The following is a 16,438-nucleotide window of genomic DNA, read 5'->3' on the forward strand; positions in this document are numbered from 1 at the left end:
ATTTAGGCAGATCTTAGCAGATTTGTTATTTTAATCTGCTAAAATCTGCCAAATCTGCGTGAAAAAAAATCATTTTAATCTATTGTAAACCAATGTTTTAACAATCAGCCATATTTACAGCAACAGCTAATCCTCCTTCAGAGGTTTCTTTGTATTTTGAATTCATATCTTTTGCCGTCTGCCACATAGTATTAATCACTTTATCTAAAGGCACTTTTGCATTTTTAGAATCAGTTTCAAGTGCTAATTCGGCTGCATTTATAGCTTTTATGGCGCCCATTGTATTTCTTTCAATACACGGAATTTGAACTAATCCGCCAATAGGATCACAAGTTAAACCTAAATGATGTTCCATCGCGATTTCAGCAGCCATTAAAACCTGAGCAGGAGTTCCGCCCATTAATTCGCATAAAGCTGCTGCTGCCATTGATGACGAAACGCCAATTTCGGCTTGACAACCGCCCATTGCAGCAGAAATAGTAGAACCTTTTTTGAAAATACTTCCAATTTCTCCAGCAACCATCAAAAACTGCTTGATTTCTTTTTCGCCGGCTTTATGGTTCTCAATTACTAAATAGTACATCAAAACAGCTGGAATTACGCCGGCACTTCCATTAGTTGGAGCTGTAACGACACGTCCTAACGACGCATTTACCTCATTTACAGCAAGTGCAAAACAGCTTACCCATTTTAAGATTTGACGAAATTTTACTTCCGTTTTTCTTATTTCTTCAAGCCACGATTGCGGATCGTTGTAGTTGGATAAACCAATTAGATTTTGATGCATATCAAAAGCTCTTCTGCGCACATGTAATCCGCCAGGAAGAATTCCTCCCGTATGACAGCCTATATACATACATTCAAGCATAGTATTCCAAATACGCATAAGTTCTGAGTGAATTTCATCTTCAGAACGCATCGATTTTTCGTTTTCATGAACAATTTCCGAAATTGATTTTTGCTCCGTAACGGTATAGTTTAGAAGCTCAACGGCATTTTGTATTGGAAACGGAAAGGCACATTTTATTACCTCTTTAATTTTGGCATTTTCGCGCTCTTCTTTTACAACAAAACCGCCGCCAATAGAGTAAAATGTAGATTCGTATTCAGAGTCATCCGCTTTGTAAGCAGTAAATTTCAGTCCATTTGCATGAAAAGGAAGAAACTCTTTATTGAAAACAATATCTTGAAGAAAATAAAAAGGAACTTTATATTGATCTGCGAGAATGATCTCGTTTGTATCTTCAATGTTTTTTATAATTCCAGCAATGTTTTCTACTGGAATATATTCAGGATCTTGACCGCTTAAGCCCAGCATTACTGATAAATCAGTGGCGTGTCCTTTACCGGTTAAAGAAAGTGATCCATACAAATCGACTTTTACTCGAGTAACTTGATCTAAAAGCGATTCATTTTTTAACTCTTCTAAGAAGCGTTCGGCGGCTCTCCAAGGCCCCAAAGTGTGTGAGCTCGAAGGGCCGACACCAATTTTAAGCATATCAAAAACAGAGATACATTCTTCCATTGTTCAATTTTTGTTATGACAAAGATAATTGAATAATGCAATGAAGTTTTACTTTCAATTAGAAATCTTGCGATTTTGTTAAAAAAGATATTAAATTTTAATAATTTGACAAGGAACTAAATTTAATTAGTTAATATAAGGCTTTAGTAAAGAGTTTAGTAATTTTTTTTAGGTATTTTTGTAATAGATGCAAGTGCAAAAACAATGTGTTTTGACTTTCGCTAAAACAAAATTAATTATATCTTCAGATAAAAAATATTCTAATTTAAGACACCATTTTGAGAGAAAATTAAAATACCACAATGAAGATTAAAATTACACTATGATAGAATTTTTCAAGCATTTTTTACAAGAATTCGAATTACCGTTAAGCAACCCAGTATTAATTTTTTCGTTAATACTTTTTATTATCTTGTTGTCTCCCATTTTACTAAAAAAATAAATATTCCAGGGATTATAGGTCTTATCATTTCTGGAGTAATCATTGGGCCGCACGGACTTAATATACTTGCCAAGAATTCCGCAATTGATTTATTTTCGACCATAGGACTTTTATACATTATGTTTATTGCGGGTTTAGAATTGGATATGAACGAGTTCAAAGCCAATCGTAATAAGAGTTTATTATTTGGTTTTTTTACTTTTATTCTGCCGCTTTCTGTTGGTTTCCCCGTTTGTTTTTATCTTTTAAAATATGATTTTAATGCGAGTTTTTTAACAGCGAGCATGTTTGCAACGCACACTTTGGTTGCGTATCCTATTGTAAGTAAGCTGGGTATTGCAAAAAATCAAGCGGTTGCCATAACAGTAGGAGGAACAATTTTAACAGATACAGCCGTTTTGATTATTCTTGCGGTAATTATGGGAAGCGCACAAGGAAGTTTAAATCAGGCTTTCTGGATAAAACTCGGTGTTTCACTTGCCATTTTTTCGGCCATTATGTTTTTAGTGATTCCGAGAATTGCAAAATGGTTTTTCAAAAAATTAGAAAGCGAAAAACACGCGCATTATATTTTTGTGCTGTCAGTAGTTTTCTTTGCCGCTTTTTTGGCAGAAGTAGCTGGAGTAGAGCCTATTATTGGTGCTTTCGTTGCGGGACTGGCATTAAATCCTTTAATTCCGCATTCGTCAGCTTTAATGAATAGAATTGAGTTTATTGGAAACTCATTATTTATTCCGTTTTTCTTGATTTCTGTGGGAATGCTTGTTGATATAAGTGTGATTTTAAGCGGACCAACGGCTTTAATTGTTGCAGCAACTTTGAGTGTTGTGGCTATTTTTGGAAAATGGATTGCCGCCTTTTTTACTCAAGTTGTTTTTAAATATACTAAGACTGAAAGGCAGCTTATTTTTGGATTAAGCAGTGCGCATGCTGCGGCAACTCTAGCCGTGATTTTAGTGGGTTTTAAAGCTAAAATTCTTGATGAGAATATTTTGAACGGAACTATTATTCTGATTCTGATTACTTGTATTGTGGCTTCATTTGCAACTGAAAAAGCAGCAAAAAAAATCGCTATTTGCGAAGAAGAAGTTTCTACAGAAGATGCAGATAAAGATCAAATATTAGACGAACATATTTTGATTCCGCTCGCTAAAACTTCGGCGACAGCGAGTTTATTAGATTTTGCACTTTTAATAAAAGACAAAAAATCGGCTAATCCGGTTACGCTTTTAACCATTGTACCTAATAATGATCAAGCCGAAAAGAATATTTTAAAGTACCGAAAAGCAGTCGATAAATTCGTAATTCAAGGTTCAGCTTCTGAAGTTAAGATTAATACAATTGCCAGAATTGATCATAATCCTGCAAGTGGTATTGCAAGAACTTCTAAAGAAATCATGTCGGATATTGTGATTGTGGGCTGGCCGAGAAAAACAGGATTTTTAGATAAAATTTTTGGTGAAAACGTAGATTCGATTATTAATAATGTTGATAAAAGTTTATTCATCTGCCGTTTTCAAAAAACATTTATAGAAGATAAAAGACTGGTATTTATTTGTCCGCCATTTTCTGAAAGAGGCGTAGGTTTTCAGCTTTTACTGCAGAAAATTTCAAGATTATCGCAAGAACTAAGTATTCCGATTGTAATTTATGCAGAATATAAAACGCATCAAACTATTCAGCAGATTGCCAATAGTTTGAAACTAAATGCGAAATTCGGCTTTAAAAGTATTTTAGATTGGGATAATTTTGAAGCGATTTCAGATGAAATAAAACCAAATGATTTAATTGTTTTTAATTTGTCTAGAAAGGGGTCTGTGTCTTATCAATCTATTTTTGAGAGAATTCCTCAAAAAATCGAAAAATTCTTCGGAGACAATAACATTATTTTAGTTTATCCGCAAGATGATCGAAAAGAGAGTTCTATGGACGCTTACGAAGATTTTACCGCAACGCCGTTAACCAAAAGTTTAGAAGCTATTGAGCAGATTGGACGTGGTTTGGGAAGTATTTTGAAGAAAGGTTAGGCAATTTTTAAAGTTATAAATCGCATAGATGATACGAAATTTTCTATTAATTATAATGATATGTTTTACTTACACGGTAAGTGCACAGAACAAAATGAAAAAAGCAGAAGAACTTATAGATAAAGCTGATCCGGGCTGGCCGGTTGTTGAAGATTGGATTAAAACGGCAAAAAATAAGGTTGAGGTTTTACCTGTTGATGTGGTAAAAGCTAAAGAAGTTTTGTATAAAACCCAAGTAACAACTCGTTCGACTATGGGAGCGGTTGTTTTTATGACCGGCGGTATTTTAGTCGACAATGGCTGGATTCGAATTTTGGGTTCTGGAAATTCAAGATTTAATAGAACTTTACCTGATTGGAATAAAGGAAAATCGTTTAATGAATTTGGCGAAACACCTTCTTTTTTATTAATTGCGGATGATGCAATTGGTGGCTTTTATGTATTGAATGGCGGCGGACTAGGAAATGATTTAGGGAAGATTTATTATTTTTCGCCTGATAATTTAGAATATGAACCGCTTGATATTACTTATTCTGAGTTTCTAGGTTTTTGTTTTAATAATGATTTGGATAAGTTCTATGAAGGAAACAGATGGAATGGATGGCGTGACGAGGTATCGAAACTAAAAGGCGACGAGGTCTTTAATTTTTATCCTTTTCTTTGGACGGCTGAAGGAAGCGATATTAATACAAGCACACGAAAAATTATTCCAATTCAAGAACAATACAGCTTAAATTTAGAATTGAGAAAGCAGCTGGGTTTTCAGTAGTTTAAAACGTTATACGTCAAAGTTTTTCAAATGAATTGTGTTTTTTTCTCTTTGATACCAATCGTTAAAGACTAGTTCTATTTTTTTCACTATAAAAGATCCAAAATCGTAATCGCGAAACTCTTCTGTAATTTCAATTAGTTTCTCGGGATTTACAAGTTTTTCTGTAAAACGCATTACTGTTGAATGCGCTGTAGAAATGGAATATCGGCTGTCTATGCTTTGTTCTAAAGCTAAATTTTTGAAGTTTTCTCGAAGTTTATTTCGTAAGTTATTCAAAGATTCATCTGTGGGGAAACCTTGAATCATTATTGCTGAATTTGAGGCTGTAACACCTCGAAATTCGATCGTGATTTCGCCCAGATCTATTAAACTTTTTTGAATCGTTTTTACATATTCTTCAACAGCAATTTTATCTAAGCTAAAACCTTGGTAACATGAAATAATAGAGAGTACGGTAATATGAATGTCCGAGTTTGGATAATAATACTGAGAGGGTTCAACTGCTTTTAATTTGTCTAAAAACTGCTGAATTTCGGTATTAACTTTTTCATTTGGACGAGTAAGAAGTGTAATTCCAAATCTAGAATCTGAACTATCATTAATATAAGAATCTAAATTATATTTTTTGTTTAAAATAGCTTCAGAAGCGCTTTTATAAAGTTGATTATAATGTTCCGTTAAATTCATTTAGACTTATTTCTTTTTCGCTTTTTCAAGGTTTTCTTTTACTCTAAATTTTACAATTTTAGTAATCAAGTCATAGGGCATTTTTTCTTTTAAAGGAAATTGAACAGAACCTTTTCCTGATTTGTATTTTGAAAGTTCCTCGGCAAAAGCTTCGTGACCGCTTGGTAATGCATACAAACCGATATGATTTTTATATGCAGCAAAATAAACTACGATTCCATTTTGTTCAAAAGCAGGCATAGAATAACTGATTTTTTCTTTGGCATCTGGTGCTGCTTTCTGAATTGTCATTCGAACTTTCTCTAAAATTTCTTGAACATCATTTGGAAATGCGCCAATATATTCGTCGATATTTTCTGGTTTTTTTGTTTCCATTTGGAGTAAAAATTAATTTAAAGTTGTTTTCTTTTTGATCTCGCAAAGTGCGCTAATATTTTCTCATTTTATGTCATTTCGACTGAAAGGAGAAATCACACAAGAAATTCCGTTCCAAATATTCTCCAATCGTTGTCGAGTTTCGAGTGTGATTTCTCCTTCGTCGAAATGACATAACTGGGCGTTATTTTTTTTCGGCTCTCAAAAAAATCTTAGCGTGCTTTGCGGTAAAAATAAAGTTTTACGCTAATCCCTTTGGAAAACGATCTAAAACTAAATTCAATTGTAAATTATGCTCCAAATACGCTTTTGCTCCTGCTAAAACCAAAGTAAAGCCTTCGGTTGAATTGCGAACTTGATCTATTATTTTATCAGCATCTCCTTCAAAACCTGAATTTGTAATACTTACAAAAGTCTCATTTTCGTTTAATGGCGTAAAAATCCATTCGACTAAAGTTGTTTCGCCAGTATTTCCCCATTCAACAACGATTTTTTTGTTTTCTTCCAAAATAAGAGTTTTTACCAAAAGCGAAAAATCATACATTTCCCATGTCCATTCCGTTTCGGTATTTTCTTCTAATTTGGCAGATCCTTTTGTAAACCAAAATTTACTTGTTATTTGAGGATCAATAAAAGCTTTAAAAACTTCTGAAACAGGTTTTCGAATCAGCATTTCGGCTTTTGCAAATTTGTTGTTTTCTGTTATCATTTTTTATCGAAGTTATATGTTGTTTGTTAGAAGCAGGATTGATTCGTAAATGTAACTTTAATTTTTTACTTGTAACTCTAAATATCTAACTCATAGTTCTTTTTTGTCAATCCATTTTCCTACCGTTGGAGCGACATAATTTTTCATTTGATAAAGCAAATCATCAATAGTATCACTTACCAAAAGCATTTTTTGGTTGACTTCTTTCAGTAATCCTTTTTCTGTCATTGTCTGCAGTAATGCTATCAGCGCATCATAAAAACCATTTACATTTAAAATAGCAATTGGCTTTTTATGCAGTCCTAATTGTGCCCAAGTCAGCATTTCGAACAATTCTTCTAGAGTTCCAAAACCGCCGGGAAGTGCAATTACTCCATCACACAGATCATTCATTTTTGTTTTACGCTCGTGCATGCTTTCTACCAAAATTAGTTCGGTTAAACCTAAATGAGCAATTTCTTTAGATCTTAAAAAATTAGGGAGCACGCCAATTACTTTTCCTCCTGCGTTTAAAGCTCCATCTGCAACAGCGCCCATTAAACCTACATTTGCGCCGCCGTAAACTAATTCTATATTTTGTTCGGCTAAAGTTTTTCCTAAAGCAATTGCTTGTTCTTCGTAAATTTTTTCGGTGCCAAAACTTGAAGCGCAGAAAACAGTTATTCTTTTCATTTATATTTTTTTTGATGTGAGTCTTAAAAGATGCAAGAAGCAAAATGAAAGACTACCATTTTGTAATTTACTTTTTCTTCAATTCATATTCAAAATACGGTACTTCGATACCATTAATAGTAAATATGATGTCATTTATTTTTTCTGCCCCGAGTTTTAAAACGGCTTTTTGAGAGCGGAAATTTTCTGCTCCAACGTGAAAAAGAATTGAATCGACGTGCTGAAAAGCATAATCTATCAATAATTTTTTAATTGAACTATTGTAAGGACCGCCCCAGTATTTTCTTGTAATAAAAATGTAGCCAATTCCAACATTGGATTTTTCGGGATTGAAATCATAGAAACTTGTGGTTCCCATTATTTCATTGGTTTTTTTGTCTAGAATTAAGAACGGATTTTTTGTACTTATGATTTCAAAAAAAGTTTTAAAACCTTCTCTTTCATGTCGGTTTTTTACAGGATTCTGTTCCCAAATCAGCGGGTCAGATGCGGCTTGAAATAATGCTTCAAAATGATTTTCCTCTAGCGGAATCAATTTTATAGTCTCATTTTCTAAGAAATCGGGTTGTAAATTGAAATTTGATGTTGTCATTTTTAGTGTTTTTTTGCAGCAAATTAAGTAAGTCGGATTGGTTTTTATGAAACAGGTAATCTAAAGCCAAATACAGCCAATTCTCCCTGCATAAAATCTAGATCTTCAGATCTTTTAAAACCAATGTTTTCATACATTTTCCAAGCCGTTTTCATGGCTAAAGTAGAATGGATTATAAGTTGATTTCGTTTGTTTTCGGCTGCTTTTTTTATGCATTCCTGTGTCAATAATTTTCCTATTCCTTTTCCGCGTGCCTTATTGTCAACGCCTAATAAACGAAATCCTGCCGAGTTTTGTTCTTGAGTTGCAATTCCGCCAGAACCGTAATATTGCATATCATTAAAGTAAACGACAGCTCCTAGAATTATACCTTTTTCATCAACAGCCACGAGAAGTTCCGTTTCTGGATGTTTTGTAAAATCGCCGATATTTGCCAGCATTTTATAATAATTGGGCTGTTCATTTTCTTTCGGAAAACCTTCTAGTTGTGAATAAACCTGAATTAATAGTTGTCCTATTTTTTCAAATTCTAAAGGAAGAGCGTTTCGAATTATATAGTTTGAGGTATTCATGTTTTTTTGCAGTAATACTAATTTAATTTATTCCGTTCCACCATTGTTTAAATTCTTGGTTTTCGTTTTTCAATTCCACTATTTCTCCAATTAAAGGTGTAATTAATGGAAGTGGTTTTTCATGTAAACGATTCAATTCGGTTACTTTTTTTAAAGGCTCGTCCCAAGCGTGAAGAGCCAATGCAAATTTCGAAGAATGAACAGGAAAAACTCTTTTTGCTTTTAAATCGTGCATTGCTTTTATAACATCTTCGGGCATATTATGAATGTATTTCCAGTTTTTATTGTATTGACCGTTGTCTATTAAAGCAATGTCAAAAGGCCCAAATTTTTGACCAATTTCGGCAAAATGAGAATCGTAACCGCTGTCGCCGCCCAGATATATTTTGAAGTCTTTGGTTTCAAGAACAAAAGAAGTCCAAAGCGTGTTGCAGCGCGTAAAACTTCGACCAGAAAAATGTCTGGATGGGGTGGTGTGAAGTATTATATTCTCATCAAGTTCTATTTTTTCATACCAGTCTTTCTCAATGATATTTTCTTTCTGAAATCCCCAAAATTCAAAATGTGAACCTACACCAAGTGCTGTGATTACTTTTCTTGTTTTTGCTTTTAGTTTTAGAATCGTTTCGTAATCTAAATGATCGTAATGATCGTGTGTAATCAATAAATAATCAATTTCTGGTAAATCGTCAACAGTATAAACATCTGTTCCTTTAAAAGCCTTTGTTGTGCCCGAAATAGGAGAGGCGTTTCCGCTGAAAACAGGATCTATTAAAAAACGTTTTCCTTCTAATTGAATAAAATAGGAGGAATGTCCAAACCAAGCTAATACATCTTGATGAAGTGGAATTTCGTGCAAATTAGTCTTAATAGAAGGGATTAAATCGGCAGGGATTTTTCTCTCTACTTTTTTGAAGAAGAATTCATAAGAAACCGAAAAGTAATTTGCTCCTTCGGCTAGATCCGGCGTAAAGTTTTGGTTTTCGAATTTTCCATTTTTATATTGTGGAGATTTCTGAATTAAAGCCAGTCTTTCGCCCGATGGTTTTTTTCCAAATTTTGGATGCCGTAAAAAATTATAGGCTATAAGCACTAGTACAAAAAGTAAAATTAGGAATGTTACCATTTTTTAAGAATTGGGGTGTTTGTTGGTTATGGATATATTTATAATAGCAGCTTCATTATGTAGTTAAAAACTAAGGTTATGGCAATAATAAATACGAACAATAAACTGGAATAAAGTCTGATATTTGGAAAACCATTATAATCTTTGGATTCCTTGAGATGCTGGTATATTTTTTTCCGTCTATAAAAACAATAAACAAAAGTTATAATAATAAATACAAAAACGATACTCTCAAATGCAAAACGATCATTGAGATGCTGTGAGCTATTTTCGGGTAAAACGGAATTCATTTTTTTATTTTGTTGGATATAAATTTTGAACTTCTTTGATCGAAAGCAGTATTACATTTTTTAAGATTTCGAGGTCAATATCAGTCAATTTTTTGATGTAAATACACGCTTTTGATGATTTATGTTTTCCTAGTTTTACAAGTTCCTTTTCGGTATTTTCGGATAAGAAAAAGTAAACTGTGGTCGCTGATTTTCTTGGAGAAAAAGCGGCCAAAGGAGCGTCACCTTCATGTCCGCTGGCATATTTATAATGATACGACCCGAAACCTATAATACTTGGTCCCCACATTTTAGGTTCAAAACCAGTTATTTGCTGCATTATTTTAATAAGCTCAAAAGCATCATTTCTTTTCGCCTCGTCTTCAACCGTATTTATAAAATCAGTAACGCTGCTTTGAGTTTCTGTAGTTTTATTTTTTGCCATTGTATTTTTTTTTGAATTCTATTTTCAGTATCAGTTTAGTGATTTACTTAAAACTGGGACTGTAAGCGAGTTAAAACATTCCGTTTTCGTTAATAGTTTCTGTGGGAATTGATTGTCCTAAATCCCATAATTCTATAATTTTATCGGCTTTGAATTTTAAAATATGAACTACAGCGAAACCTATATCTATTGGGGTTTGTTTTAAATGCGAATGTACTGCAACTAACTTTTCGTCTTCTAAAATATGATGAATTTTAAAAATTTTGTTAGGGTTTGTCCTTGCCGATTCTTCCATTGCCAGCATTAAAGTGTCGGCATCACCTTTGAAATAAGCATTGTGATGTTTAAATTTTTTGCCCACATAAAGCCGAAATGCTTCGTGTGAGTGACCGCCAGCCGCAAGTTTTAAAAAATTTTGCGCAATTTCTTTCCTAGTCATGATATTGTGATTAACAGCTAACTAAGTTATGAAATTTAGAAGGATTTAAAGAAAATAGAAACGGAATTTAGAGAATGGACTATAATTTTTCAGGTTTTATCTGGCTGAGATCGATGTCTAGTTTCGTAAATTCTGTTAAGCCCAAATCTGTAATATAGAAATGTTTATCAGCTGGATTCTTTTTTGCAATCCAGCCTTTTTCTGCAAAAGTTACGGCAAGCAGCTGACCAAGTTTTCCGCCAATATGTTCGTAGCACATTTTGGCGGGTTTTGTTTGAGTTGATTTCTCATCCATTTTTTTCCAAATTTAGGATTTCTTCGCAACTAACTTTAATGCCAAGTATGTCATTGGGATATAAGCAAAAACTAAATCGACAATTGTAAACCATATTGGAGACGGTAAAGAACAAACGCTTACAATTCCTCCTAATAAAAAGAAACCTCCTATAACTAAGGCTAATTTTGTTTTATGATTTGCAGCAATTAGGGCTGTTGTTAATGCGCCGGCAAACGTTCCGAGAGCGTGCGCCAGGAAAGGAAATAGAAAATGTTTGGGTTCAAATAAATGCATGGTGGCTTGCAAACCTTCCATTGTTGTATTGTCTGCTCCATTTGGCGGCGGAATTATAGAACCGCTGACTAAAATAATACTCATATTAACAACACTTCCAACAAAAAGGCCGACAATAACGGCAAGTATATTTCTTAAAATAGGATTCATAGATTCTGGTTTTGTATCACGAATTTATGAAATTTATTTAGATGATAGTTTCTTTTCGTTTTCGGTTTGTGGTTTTCCAGCTGCATTGGGTTCGCCTTTGCCTGTTGTGATTAATTTTTTTAAGCTGTTTTGTATATAATTTGTCCAAGCATCTTGACAGATTTCAAAGCATTCGTATTCTGGAATTAATCCAAAATGAGTAAAACGAAGTTCTGTTTTTCCATTTTTTTCTGAAATTTCAAAAGTAGGTTTTGTGTTTGTCCATTCTGTTTTGTCTTCCGTGAATTTAAAGTAGTTTTTCTCAATCAGCCAAACTACTTTTTGATTTGGAATAACTTCAATTAATTTTACTTTGCAGCGATGAATATCTTCAAAATGATAATCAAATTCATCATTTAATTGCGCTGTATTTCCTTCAATTTCCTGCGACCACCAATTACGAACATTGGTAACAGCGTTAAAAACTTCTTCTGGAGATTGATCGACTGCTATTGTTGTGGTAAAATCTGCTGCACTCATAATTATTAATTTTTAATAGTTGAACATCAAAGTTATTGTTTAAAAATCAATATGTTAGGGTGCTTAAAAGACATTTTTAAGGGGTGTTTCAGACAGAGAAGGTTTAGATTTATGATTTTAGATTTATGATTTTAGATTTATGATTTTAGATTTTGGATTTTGGTGTTTTAGATTTTTGAAAGTATTTCTGTTTGCTTTTTTCTAATAAGCCCAATTAATAAATTGATAATGTATATGGGTAAACCGACAGAAGTAATTATTAATAATTCCAGAACTAAAGTTAAGTTTATTAATTGATAATCACTCAAGAATGAAGGGTATTGGGGTTTTTGCAGAAACATCTTACTATAAAGTAAAACAATCCAATAAATTACAAAACTGCCAATAAAAATCAGAGAATGAAGTATAGTTAAAGATTTTACAAGTTGTTTTTTGAATACTTTTTGAACAAGCCAATAGCCAAATCCCATTATGAAATAGCAAATAAATAAAAAGATAGTACTGTCAAAATTACGTACTACGTAATAAGTATCGTGAATATTGATATCTAGATTAGCCGTTGGATCATCGTTGTTCTGAATGAATCCGATAATTAAAATGAGCAGCGCAACGATCCAAAATAGATGATAGACTTTTATTTTTTTTAGGTTCATAAAGAGGTGTTATTTTGTTGACCTAGAAAATCTTTAGGAATCATAAATAAAAGCACTAAAGCCAAAATTTGAAGAATAAATTGGCACAGATTAATGATTCCATTTATTGGAAAATATTGAAGATTATAAATTAATTGAGGAATAAAACCAAATAAACCAATTATAGATAAAAACAATAGTCCATATTTAATTTGAGTGTAGCCTTTTCTAATTAGAAAGCCTAATAGTAAGATAAAGAATAGAGCGCCAATACCACTTATCATTGCAGCTTTATCTTTTAGAAGTTCACTAGATAAAAACAAATTTAAAACTCCTAATCCAGCTGAATAATAAATAAAATTCGAGGCTTTTATATGATTTGAATGTATAGGTAAATCTTTTTTCTTTTCATCAGGCTTATTGATTAATAAATTAATAGAATTCATTTCGTCAACTGAAAAATCTTTACCTCTTGTTTTAAGAATTTCATAAGCTATTTTTGTTGCCTGAGGGACAAACGTAGTATCTAGTTTAATATATTCTTCTAATTCTTTATTCGATTTTTGCTCTAGGACGCTTTTCTTTACTGCCATTATTCTAATAAAATGTTTTTTTGGGTTCTAAAAGTAATAGATTTTAATTGAAAAAAGGTTGAATTTCTTACAAATGTTTTTTTTGTTGAAGAAAAGAGTTCATTGTTTTATTTTATACGAATTAAAAGTCCTTTGCGTTTTACTATATTTTTATAATCCCATTGAATGTTTTTTGATTTTTCGAGCCATCGTCTTAAATCATCAAGATTGATTTGTTTAACATCTGTATATCGTGCTTCGGCGGCTTTAAAATTTCCTTCCTTTTGCAAACCAGATTCCTCAAATGATTGTCCGCTCCAAAATAAAAGTCTAACAGAGTCTTTTAGTTTGCTATAACCTACAATTGGATTTCCATCTAAAAACCAAACGGGATGCCGATGCCAGATTTTGTTTTCAGCTTCAATTAGGAATGCACTAATTTCTGCATATAAAAGATTGCTTATCTCTTTGTCTTCGATGTTTTGAGAATCATTGTAGGATTGAATTTCTTGTTTCATGATTTTTGGTTGGCAGCTTTTAGTTTACGGTTAATGATTTATTTAACTCAAATAAAATATAAGTTCCATTTTCAGATTGTCCTTTTCGTTTTTCGATGAAGCCTTTTCTTTTATAAAAGTCAACGGCTTTTAGATTATTTTCTAAACACTTTAAAGCGAGTGGAAAATTAGTTTTGGAGACTGCGGCTTTTAATAGTTCAGTGGCGATACCTTTATTTTGATATTTATGATGAATGTATAAATGATGTACAAAATTAGTAGGCGTCCAGATTGAAATAAAACCAATGGGAATATCTTCCTGCAGAGCCGTTAAAATTAATTCGCCTTGTGTATGTTTTTCGAAATCATCTAATTGAAATTCAGAAGAATTGAGCCATGTAAAAGTTCTTTTTCTTTCTTCTAAAAATAGAATTCTTAATGCTTTATAATCTTTATTTCTAACCTCTATTATTTTCATTGAATTATAAATTCATGCTTTTACCTCAAAACTTTAGATTCATTTTCGAGCATTTTTTCGATATTAAAATAGATGCCGTCAACTTGATATTTGCCTTTTTCGAAGCTTAAATAATCACAATGATCTACTAAAGATTGTGATTTACTTTCTAGTTCAAAAACATTAAGCATTACATATTCATGCTCAACAAGAAGAACATGAAATCCTGTCTCGCATTGTTTTCCGTCGCCCGAAGATAAAATAGCATTCATGATGCTGTGAAATTTAAAAGAAGCAATTTTTGAATTTACTTCATCGCCTTTTAAGTGATAAGTATAGGCTAGAAGATTGAGTTGTCTCAGATCAAATGGAAATTCGTTTAAACTATTGTTAATTAGTTTGATAATTTCATCGTAATCTTTGTTTTCCAGTTTTTCTTTACCGTAAATTTCATTTAGTTTTTTTTCGTTTGGCGATTTCCAAAAAGCATTGTATTTGGGTTGAAAAACGTAACCAAAATATAAATGGGTGAAATCATCGTGTGTTAGCAGAGTATCGTTCTTTACTAATCTCTCCACTAATTGAGGATAATAAAATGCCGATTTTTTGTCTTGTATTTCTTTTTCAATTGCTTTGTAGTCGGGAATTTTGAAACCTTGATCTTGAGCAATAGCTTTTGTTCCTAATATTAAAACTGTCAATAAAATTATTTTTTTTATCATAGTCTGATGATTAAGTTTTTTTGGTTAAACTAATGTACGAAATTTAAGTCAACGTTTATTGAAAGTAATTAAGATAGGAGAGAATAAGGTTTTTGAAGAGTAGTTGTATAAAATTGAAAAATCCGATTTGCTTTCACAAACCGGATTAATTTTTTGATTGTATGTTTTATTTTACTTTCGTTACTGCAGGCGGTGTCCATTTACCATCTAGTATTTCTTTTTTTGGCCAGTATGTACGCAAATAAAGAGAAAATTCTCCTTTTTTGGGAGCAGGAAGCCAGTTTGATTCTTGATCTTTTGCTGGTGGATTAGATTGTACATATATGGTTAAGGAACCATCGGGGTTTGTTTTCATTGTTTTGTTTTTTGTTCCTAACGAATAACGGTTTAAATTATTCAATTCAAAAAAATGGTGTTGATTGTACAATGTCAAAGACCAAAAGCCATTTACTGGAGGCATTTGTTCCTTTGTAAACGTAACAGTATATTTTGAAGTACTATTTAATCGTATTCCTTGCGAATCAAGATCCTGATAAAAGTATTTTGCCTGCTCAGGTTTGTTAACTAGAATATTTGATTTAGCTGTTGCGGTTCTGGTAAAATAATCCGTACCAAAAGAGGCTCCGTTAGTAATTGTACTCCAATTGTAAGGGAGTTGTTTTCCGAAATTACGAAATTCAAACAACGGTTTAATTATTTGGTTTTCTACTTCTGTCGCAGCTTCAATCATTGCTTTTTTTAGTAAAGGATCTTTTTTTGCTGCTTCAATTACGGCTAATATCTGTGCGTAACGTGCTTCTTCTCCAGGTAGCGGAGGTGCATCAGCGAGTACAATTGGGAGTTCGTCAAAAAACTTTTCAGGAATTACCCATGACATTTCTGCGTTGCCCATTGATGCGCCTTCGGTTTTTGGAATTTTGTTCCAATCTATTTTTTTTGTCTTTCCATCAAAATCAGCTAACGGATACATCATAATGGATTGCAGTAATGGTTGTATTGCTTGACGATCTTGGGGAGTGTCATCCATAAAAACTCTCGGCCCGACAATTCCTGTATTTGTTTTAGAACGAAAAACTTTTATTATCCCATCAGGAACTTTTCCGTTCCAATCCCTTCCTGCCAATAAATAAAATCCGGGTTTTGTATCATACATTTGACCAAGTTCTGCAAAGCTGTCTGTACGAAGGTCTACAACCTGATAAACCCAGAAACGTTTACCAAAATCAGGAACTTGTATCACAACTGGCGATTTATCTAAAGCAAGTGAACCAATTCCGTACACAACATCTTGATTAGGACAAGCTACAGCTCTTTCAGTAGGAATTACATAATCTGTAAGCATTCCAAAATGATTTAAAGGAGCCTGTATTAAAGGACCTGCCATTGCAAGTTCTTTTACTTGTGTAAAGGCAAGGCGTCGATTGTAGATGTTTACCATTGGCCAAGCCCAAAAATAAGCGTCTTTTGCGGCTAAGCGTGCATATTCGGTAGTTATTTTTACTGAAGTATCTGGACCTGGAGGTAATGAGACAGTCTTGTTTTTAGAACTGTCGCTTTCCAAATTAGTTGAATTTGTATTTTCGGTTTTAGTACTTTGATTACATGCTGTTAAGGCACACATTGTAATAAGAAGGATAATATTTTTTTTCATTTTATGCGATTTAAA

20 protein-coding genes and 1 pseudogene are annotated in these 16,438 nt (G+C 32.8%); 2 read left to right on the forward strand and 19 right to left on the reverse strand.

Going from position 1 to position 16,438, the window contains the following annotated elements; translation table 11 throughout:
* Nucleotides 1-97: 97 nt before the first annotated feature.
* Nucleotides 98-1,525, reverse strand: coding sequence for an L-serine ammonia-lyase (locus tag BOW55_RS10200; protein ID WP_129024042.1), 1,428 nt, complete (start codon nucleotides 1,523-1,525; stop codon nucleotides 98-100).
* A gap of 322 nt (nucleotides 1,526-1,847) precedes the next feature.
* Between BOW55_RS10200 and BOW55_RS10205 the strand changes: the two are divergent.
* Nucleotides 1,848-3,994 (forward strand): annotated as a pseudogene (locus BOW55_RS10205) (cation:proton antiporter).
* Nucleotides 3,995-4,022: 28 nt separating this feature from the next.
* Nucleotides 4,023-4,763, forward strand: a complete 741-nt coding sequence (locus BOW55_RS10210) for a DUF2625 domain-containing protein (RefSeq protein WP_206733604.1) — start codon at nucleotides 4,023-4,025, stop codon at nucleotides 4,761-4,763.
* Between the two features lie 9 nt (nucleotides 4,764-4,772).
* Here the strand turns inward: BOW55_RS10210 and BOW55_RS10215 are convergent, their stop codons facing one another.
* The 18 genes from BOW55_RS10215 to BOW55_RS10300 all read right to left on the reverse strand — a co-directional run bounded on the left by BOW55_RS10215 (nucleotide 4,773) and on the right by BOW55_RS10300 (nucleotide 16,423).
* Entirely contained in the window at nucleotides 4,773-5,453 is a 681-nt protein-coding gene (locus BOW55_RS10215) for a 2'-5' RNA ligase family protein (RefSeq protein ID WP_129024044.1), read from the reverse strand.
* A gap of 6 nt (nucleotides 5,454-5,459) precedes the next feature.
* Nucleotides 5,460-5,828 carry an iron chaperone gene (locus BOW55_RS10220; RefSeq protein ID WP_129024045.1) on the reverse strand — a complete coding sequence of 123 codons (369 nt, stop codon included), beginning with the start codon at nucleotides 5,826-5,828 and terminating at the stop codon, nucleotides 5,460-5,462.
* A 241-nt stretch (nucleotides 5,829-6,069) separates the two neighbouring features.
* Nucleotides 6,070-6,537 carry an SRPBCC family protein gene (locus BOW55_RS10225; protein WP_129024046.1) on the reverse strand — a complete coding sequence of 156 codons (468 nt, stop codon included), beginning with the start codon at nucleotides 6,535-6,537 and terminating at the stop codon, nucleotides 6,070-6,072.
* Nucleotides 6,538-6,627: 90 nt separating this feature from the next.
* On the reverse strand, nucleotides 6,628-7,209 hold the full coding sequence (locus tag BOW55_RS10230) for a TIGR00730 family Rossman fold protein (protein ID WP_129024047.1): 582 nt from the start codon (nucleotides 7,207-7,209) through the stop codon (nucleotides 6,628-6,630).
* A gap of 67 nt (nucleotides 7,210-7,276) precedes the next feature.
* Nucleotides 7,277-7,801, reverse strand: a complete 525-nt coding sequence (locus tag BOW55_RS10235) for a GNAT family N-acetyltransferase (RefSeq protein ID WP_129024048.1) — start codon at nucleotides 7,799-7,801, stop codon at nucleotides 7,277-7,279.
* Between the two features lie 44 nt (nucleotides 7,802-7,845).
* Nucleotides 7,846-8,373, reverse strand: coding sequence for a GNAT family N-acetyltransferase (locus BOW55_RS10240; RefSeq protein WP_129024049.1), 528 nt, complete (start codon nucleotides 8,371-8,373; stop codon nucleotides 7,846-7,848).
* A 22-nt stretch (nucleotides 8,374-8,395) separates the two neighbouring features.
* Nucleotides 8,396-9,499 carry an MBL fold metallo-hydrolase gene (locus BOW55_RS10245; RefSeq protein WP_129024050.1) on the reverse strand — a complete coding sequence of 368 codons (1,104 nt, stop codon included), beginning with the start codon at nucleotides 9,497-9,499 and terminating at the stop codon, nucleotides 8,396-8,398.
* Between the two features lie 294 nt (nucleotides 9,500-9,793).
* Nucleotides 9,794-10,213: a DUF1801 domain-containing protein gene (locus BOW55_RS10250; RefSeq protein WP_129024051.1), complete on the reverse strand. Its 420-nt coding sequence runs from the start codon at nucleotides 10,211-10,213 to the stop codon at nucleotides 9,794-9,796.
* Nucleotides 10,214-10,283: 70 nt separating this feature from the next.
* Nucleotides 10,284-10,652, reverse strand: coding sequence for a polyketide cyclase (locus tag BOW55_RS10255; RefSeq protein ID WP_089053230.1), 369 nt, complete (start codon nucleotides 10,650-10,652; stop codon nucleotides 10,284-10,286).
* Nucleotides 10,653-10,731: 79 nt separating this feature from the next.
* Complete coding sequence (locus BOW55_RS10260; protein WP_089053231.1) at nucleotides 10,732-10,947, reverse strand: ArsR family transcriptional regulator; 216 nt, start codon at nucleotides 10,945-10,947, stop codon at nucleotides 10,732-10,734.
* Nucleotides 10,948-10,959: 12 nt separating this feature from the next.
* Nucleotides 10,960-11,373, reverse strand: a complete 414-nt coding sequence (locus tag BOW55_RS10265) for a hypothetical protein (protein WP_129024052.1) — start codon at nucleotides 11,371-11,373, stop codon at nucleotides 10,960-10,962.
* Between the two features lie 33 nt (nucleotides 11,374-11,406).
* Nucleotides 11,407-11,892 carry an SRPBCC domain-containing protein gene (locus tag BOW55_RS10270; protein WP_129024053.1) on the reverse strand — a complete coding sequence of 162 codons (486 nt, stop codon included), beginning with the start codon at nucleotides 11,890-11,892 and terminating at the stop codon, nucleotides 11,407-11,409.
* 167 nt (nucleotides 11,893-12,059) lie between these two features.
* Nucleotides 12,060-12,545 carry a hypothetical protein gene (locus tag BOW55_RS10275; protein ID WP_129024054.1) on the reverse strand — a complete coding sequence of 162 codons (486 nt, stop codon included), beginning with the start codon at nucleotides 12,543-12,545 and terminating at the stop codon, nucleotides 12,060-12,062.
* The gene (locus tag BOW55_RS10280; RefSeq protein WP_129024055.1) at nucleotides 12,542-13,117 is read right to left on the reverse strand and encodes a hypothetical protein; all 576 of its coding nucleotides are present in this window, start codon (nucleotides 13,115-13,117) and stop codon (nucleotides 12,542-12,544) included. The genes BOW55_RS10275 and BOW55_RS10280 overlap by 4 nt, the downstream gene beginning before the upstream one ends.
* A 107-nt stretch (nucleotides 13,118-13,224) precedes the next feature.
* The gene (locus BOW55_RS10285; RefSeq protein WP_129024056.1) at nucleotides 13,225-13,614 is read right to left on the reverse strand and encodes a DUF1801 domain-containing protein; all 390 of its coding nucleotides are present in this window, start codon (nucleotides 13,612-13,614) and stop codon (nucleotides 13,225-13,227) included.
* A gap of 19 nt (nucleotides 13,615-13,633) precedes the next feature.
* Nucleotides 13,634-14,071 (reverse strand): GNAT family N-acetyltransferase, encoded by a 438-nt coding sequence (locus BOW55_RS10290; RefSeq protein WP_129024057.1) that lies wholly within the window; start codon nucleotides 14,069-14,071, stop codon nucleotides 13,634-13,636.
* Nucleotides 14,072-14,091: 20 nt separating this feature from the next.
* Nucleotides 14,092-14,772 (reverse strand): DUF4919 domain-containing protein, encoded by a 681-nt coding sequence (locus tag BOW55_RS10295; protein WP_129024058.1) that lies wholly within the window; start codon nucleotides 14,770-14,772, stop codon nucleotides 14,092-14,094.
* A gap of 166 nt (nucleotides 14,773-14,938) precedes the next feature.
* Nucleotides 14,939-16,423: a DUF1254 domain-containing protein gene (locus BOW55_RS10300; RefSeq protein WP_206733605.1), complete on the reverse strand. Its 1,485-nt coding sequence runs from the start codon at nucleotides 16,421-16,423 to the stop codon at nucleotides 14,939-14,941.
* Nucleotides 16,424-16,438: the final 15 nt, after the last annotated feature.

The sequence above is a fragment of the Flavobacterium sp. YO12 genome (assembly GCF_004119495.1).
In the GTDB taxonomy this organism is placed as follows: Bacteria; Bacteroidota; Bacteroidia; order Flavobacteriales; family Flavobacteriaceae; genus Flavobacterium.

Excerpts from the sequence above, each read along its gene's own strand:
- BOW55_RS10210 (WP_206733604.1), top strand. The coding sequence starts at position 4,023 with ATGATACGAAATTTTCTATTAATTATAATGATATGTTTTACTTACACG.
- BOW55_RS10265 (WP_129024052.1), bottom strand. The coding sequence starts at position 11,373 with ATGAATCCTATTTTAAGAAATATACTTGCCGTTATTGTCGGCCTTTTT.
- BOW55_RS10200 (WP_129024042.1), bottom strand. The coding sequence starts at position 1,525 with ATGGAAGAATGTATCTCTGTTTTTGATATGCTTAAAATTGGTGTCGGC.
- BOW55_RS10300 (WP_206733605.1), bottom strand. The coding sequence starts at position 16,423 with ATGAAAAAAAATATTATCCTTCTTATTACAATGTGTGCCTTAACAGCA.
- BOW55_RS10260 (WP_089053231.1), bottom strand. The coding sequence starts at position 10,947 with ATGGATGAGAAATCAACTCAAACAAAACCCGCCAAAATGTGCTACGAA.
- BOW55_RS10240 (WP_129024049.1), bottom strand. The coding sequence starts at position 8,373 with ATGAATACCTCAAACTATATAATTCGAAACGCTCTTCCTTTAGAATTT.
- BOW55_RS10280 (WP_129024055.1), bottom strand. The coding sequence starts at position 13,117 with ATGGCAGTAAAGAAAAGCGTCCTAGAGCAAAAATCGAATAAAGAATTA.
- BOW55_RS10285 (WP_129024056.1), bottom strand. The coding sequence starts at position 13,614 with ATGAAACAAGAAATTCAATCCTACAATGATTCTCAAAACATCGAAGAC.
- BOW55_RS10225 (WP_129024046.1), bottom strand. The coding sequence starts at position 6,537 with ATGATAACAGAAAACAACAAATTTGCAAAAGCCGAAATGCTGATTCGA.
- BOW55_RS10235 (WP_129024048.1), bottom strand. The coding sequence starts at position 7,801 with ATGACAACATCAAATTTCAATTTACAACCCGATTTCTTAGAAAATGAG.
- BOW55_RS10275 (WP_129024054.1), bottom strand. The coding sequence starts at position 12,545 with ATGAACCTAAAAAAAATAAAAGTCTATCATCTATTTTGGATCGTTGCG.
- BOW55_RS10295 (WP_129024058.1), bottom strand. The coding sequence starts at position 14,772 with ATGATAAAAAAAATAATTTTATTGACAGTTTTAATATTAGGAACAAAA.
- BOW55_RS10290 (WP_129024057.1), bottom strand. The coding sequence starts at position 14,071 with ATGAAAATAATAGAGGTTAGAAATAAAGATTATAAAGCATTAAGAATT.
- BOW55_RS10220 (WP_129024045.1), bottom strand. The coding sequence starts at position 5,828 with ATGGAAACAAAAAAACCAGAAAATATCGACGAATATATTGGCGCATTT.
- BOW55_RS10230 (WP_129024047.1), bottom strand. The coding sequence starts at position 7,209 with ATGAAAAGAATAACTGTTTTCTGCGCTTCAAGTTTTGGCACCGAAAAA.
- BOW55_RS10245 (WP_129024050.1), bottom strand. The coding sequence starts at position 9,499 with ATGGTAACATTCCTAATTTTACTTTTTGTACTAGTGCTTATAGCCTAT.
- BOW55_RS10215 (WP_129024044.1), bottom strand. The coding sequence starts at position 5,453 with ATGAATTTAACGGAACATTATAATCAACTTTATAAAAGCGCTTCTGAA.
- BOW55_RS10250 (WP_129024051.1), bottom strand. The coding sequence starts at position 10,213 with ATGGCAAAAAATAAAACTACAGAAACTCAAAGCAGCGTTACTGATTTT.
- BOW55_RS10270 (WP_129024053.1), bottom strand. The coding sequence starts at position 11,892 with ATGAGTGCAGCAGATTTTACCACAACAATAGCAGTCGATCAATCTCCA.
- BOW55_RS10255 (WP_089053230.1), bottom strand. The coding sequence starts at position 10,652 with ATGACTAGGAAAGAAATTGCGCAAAATTTTTTAAAACTTGCGGCTGGC.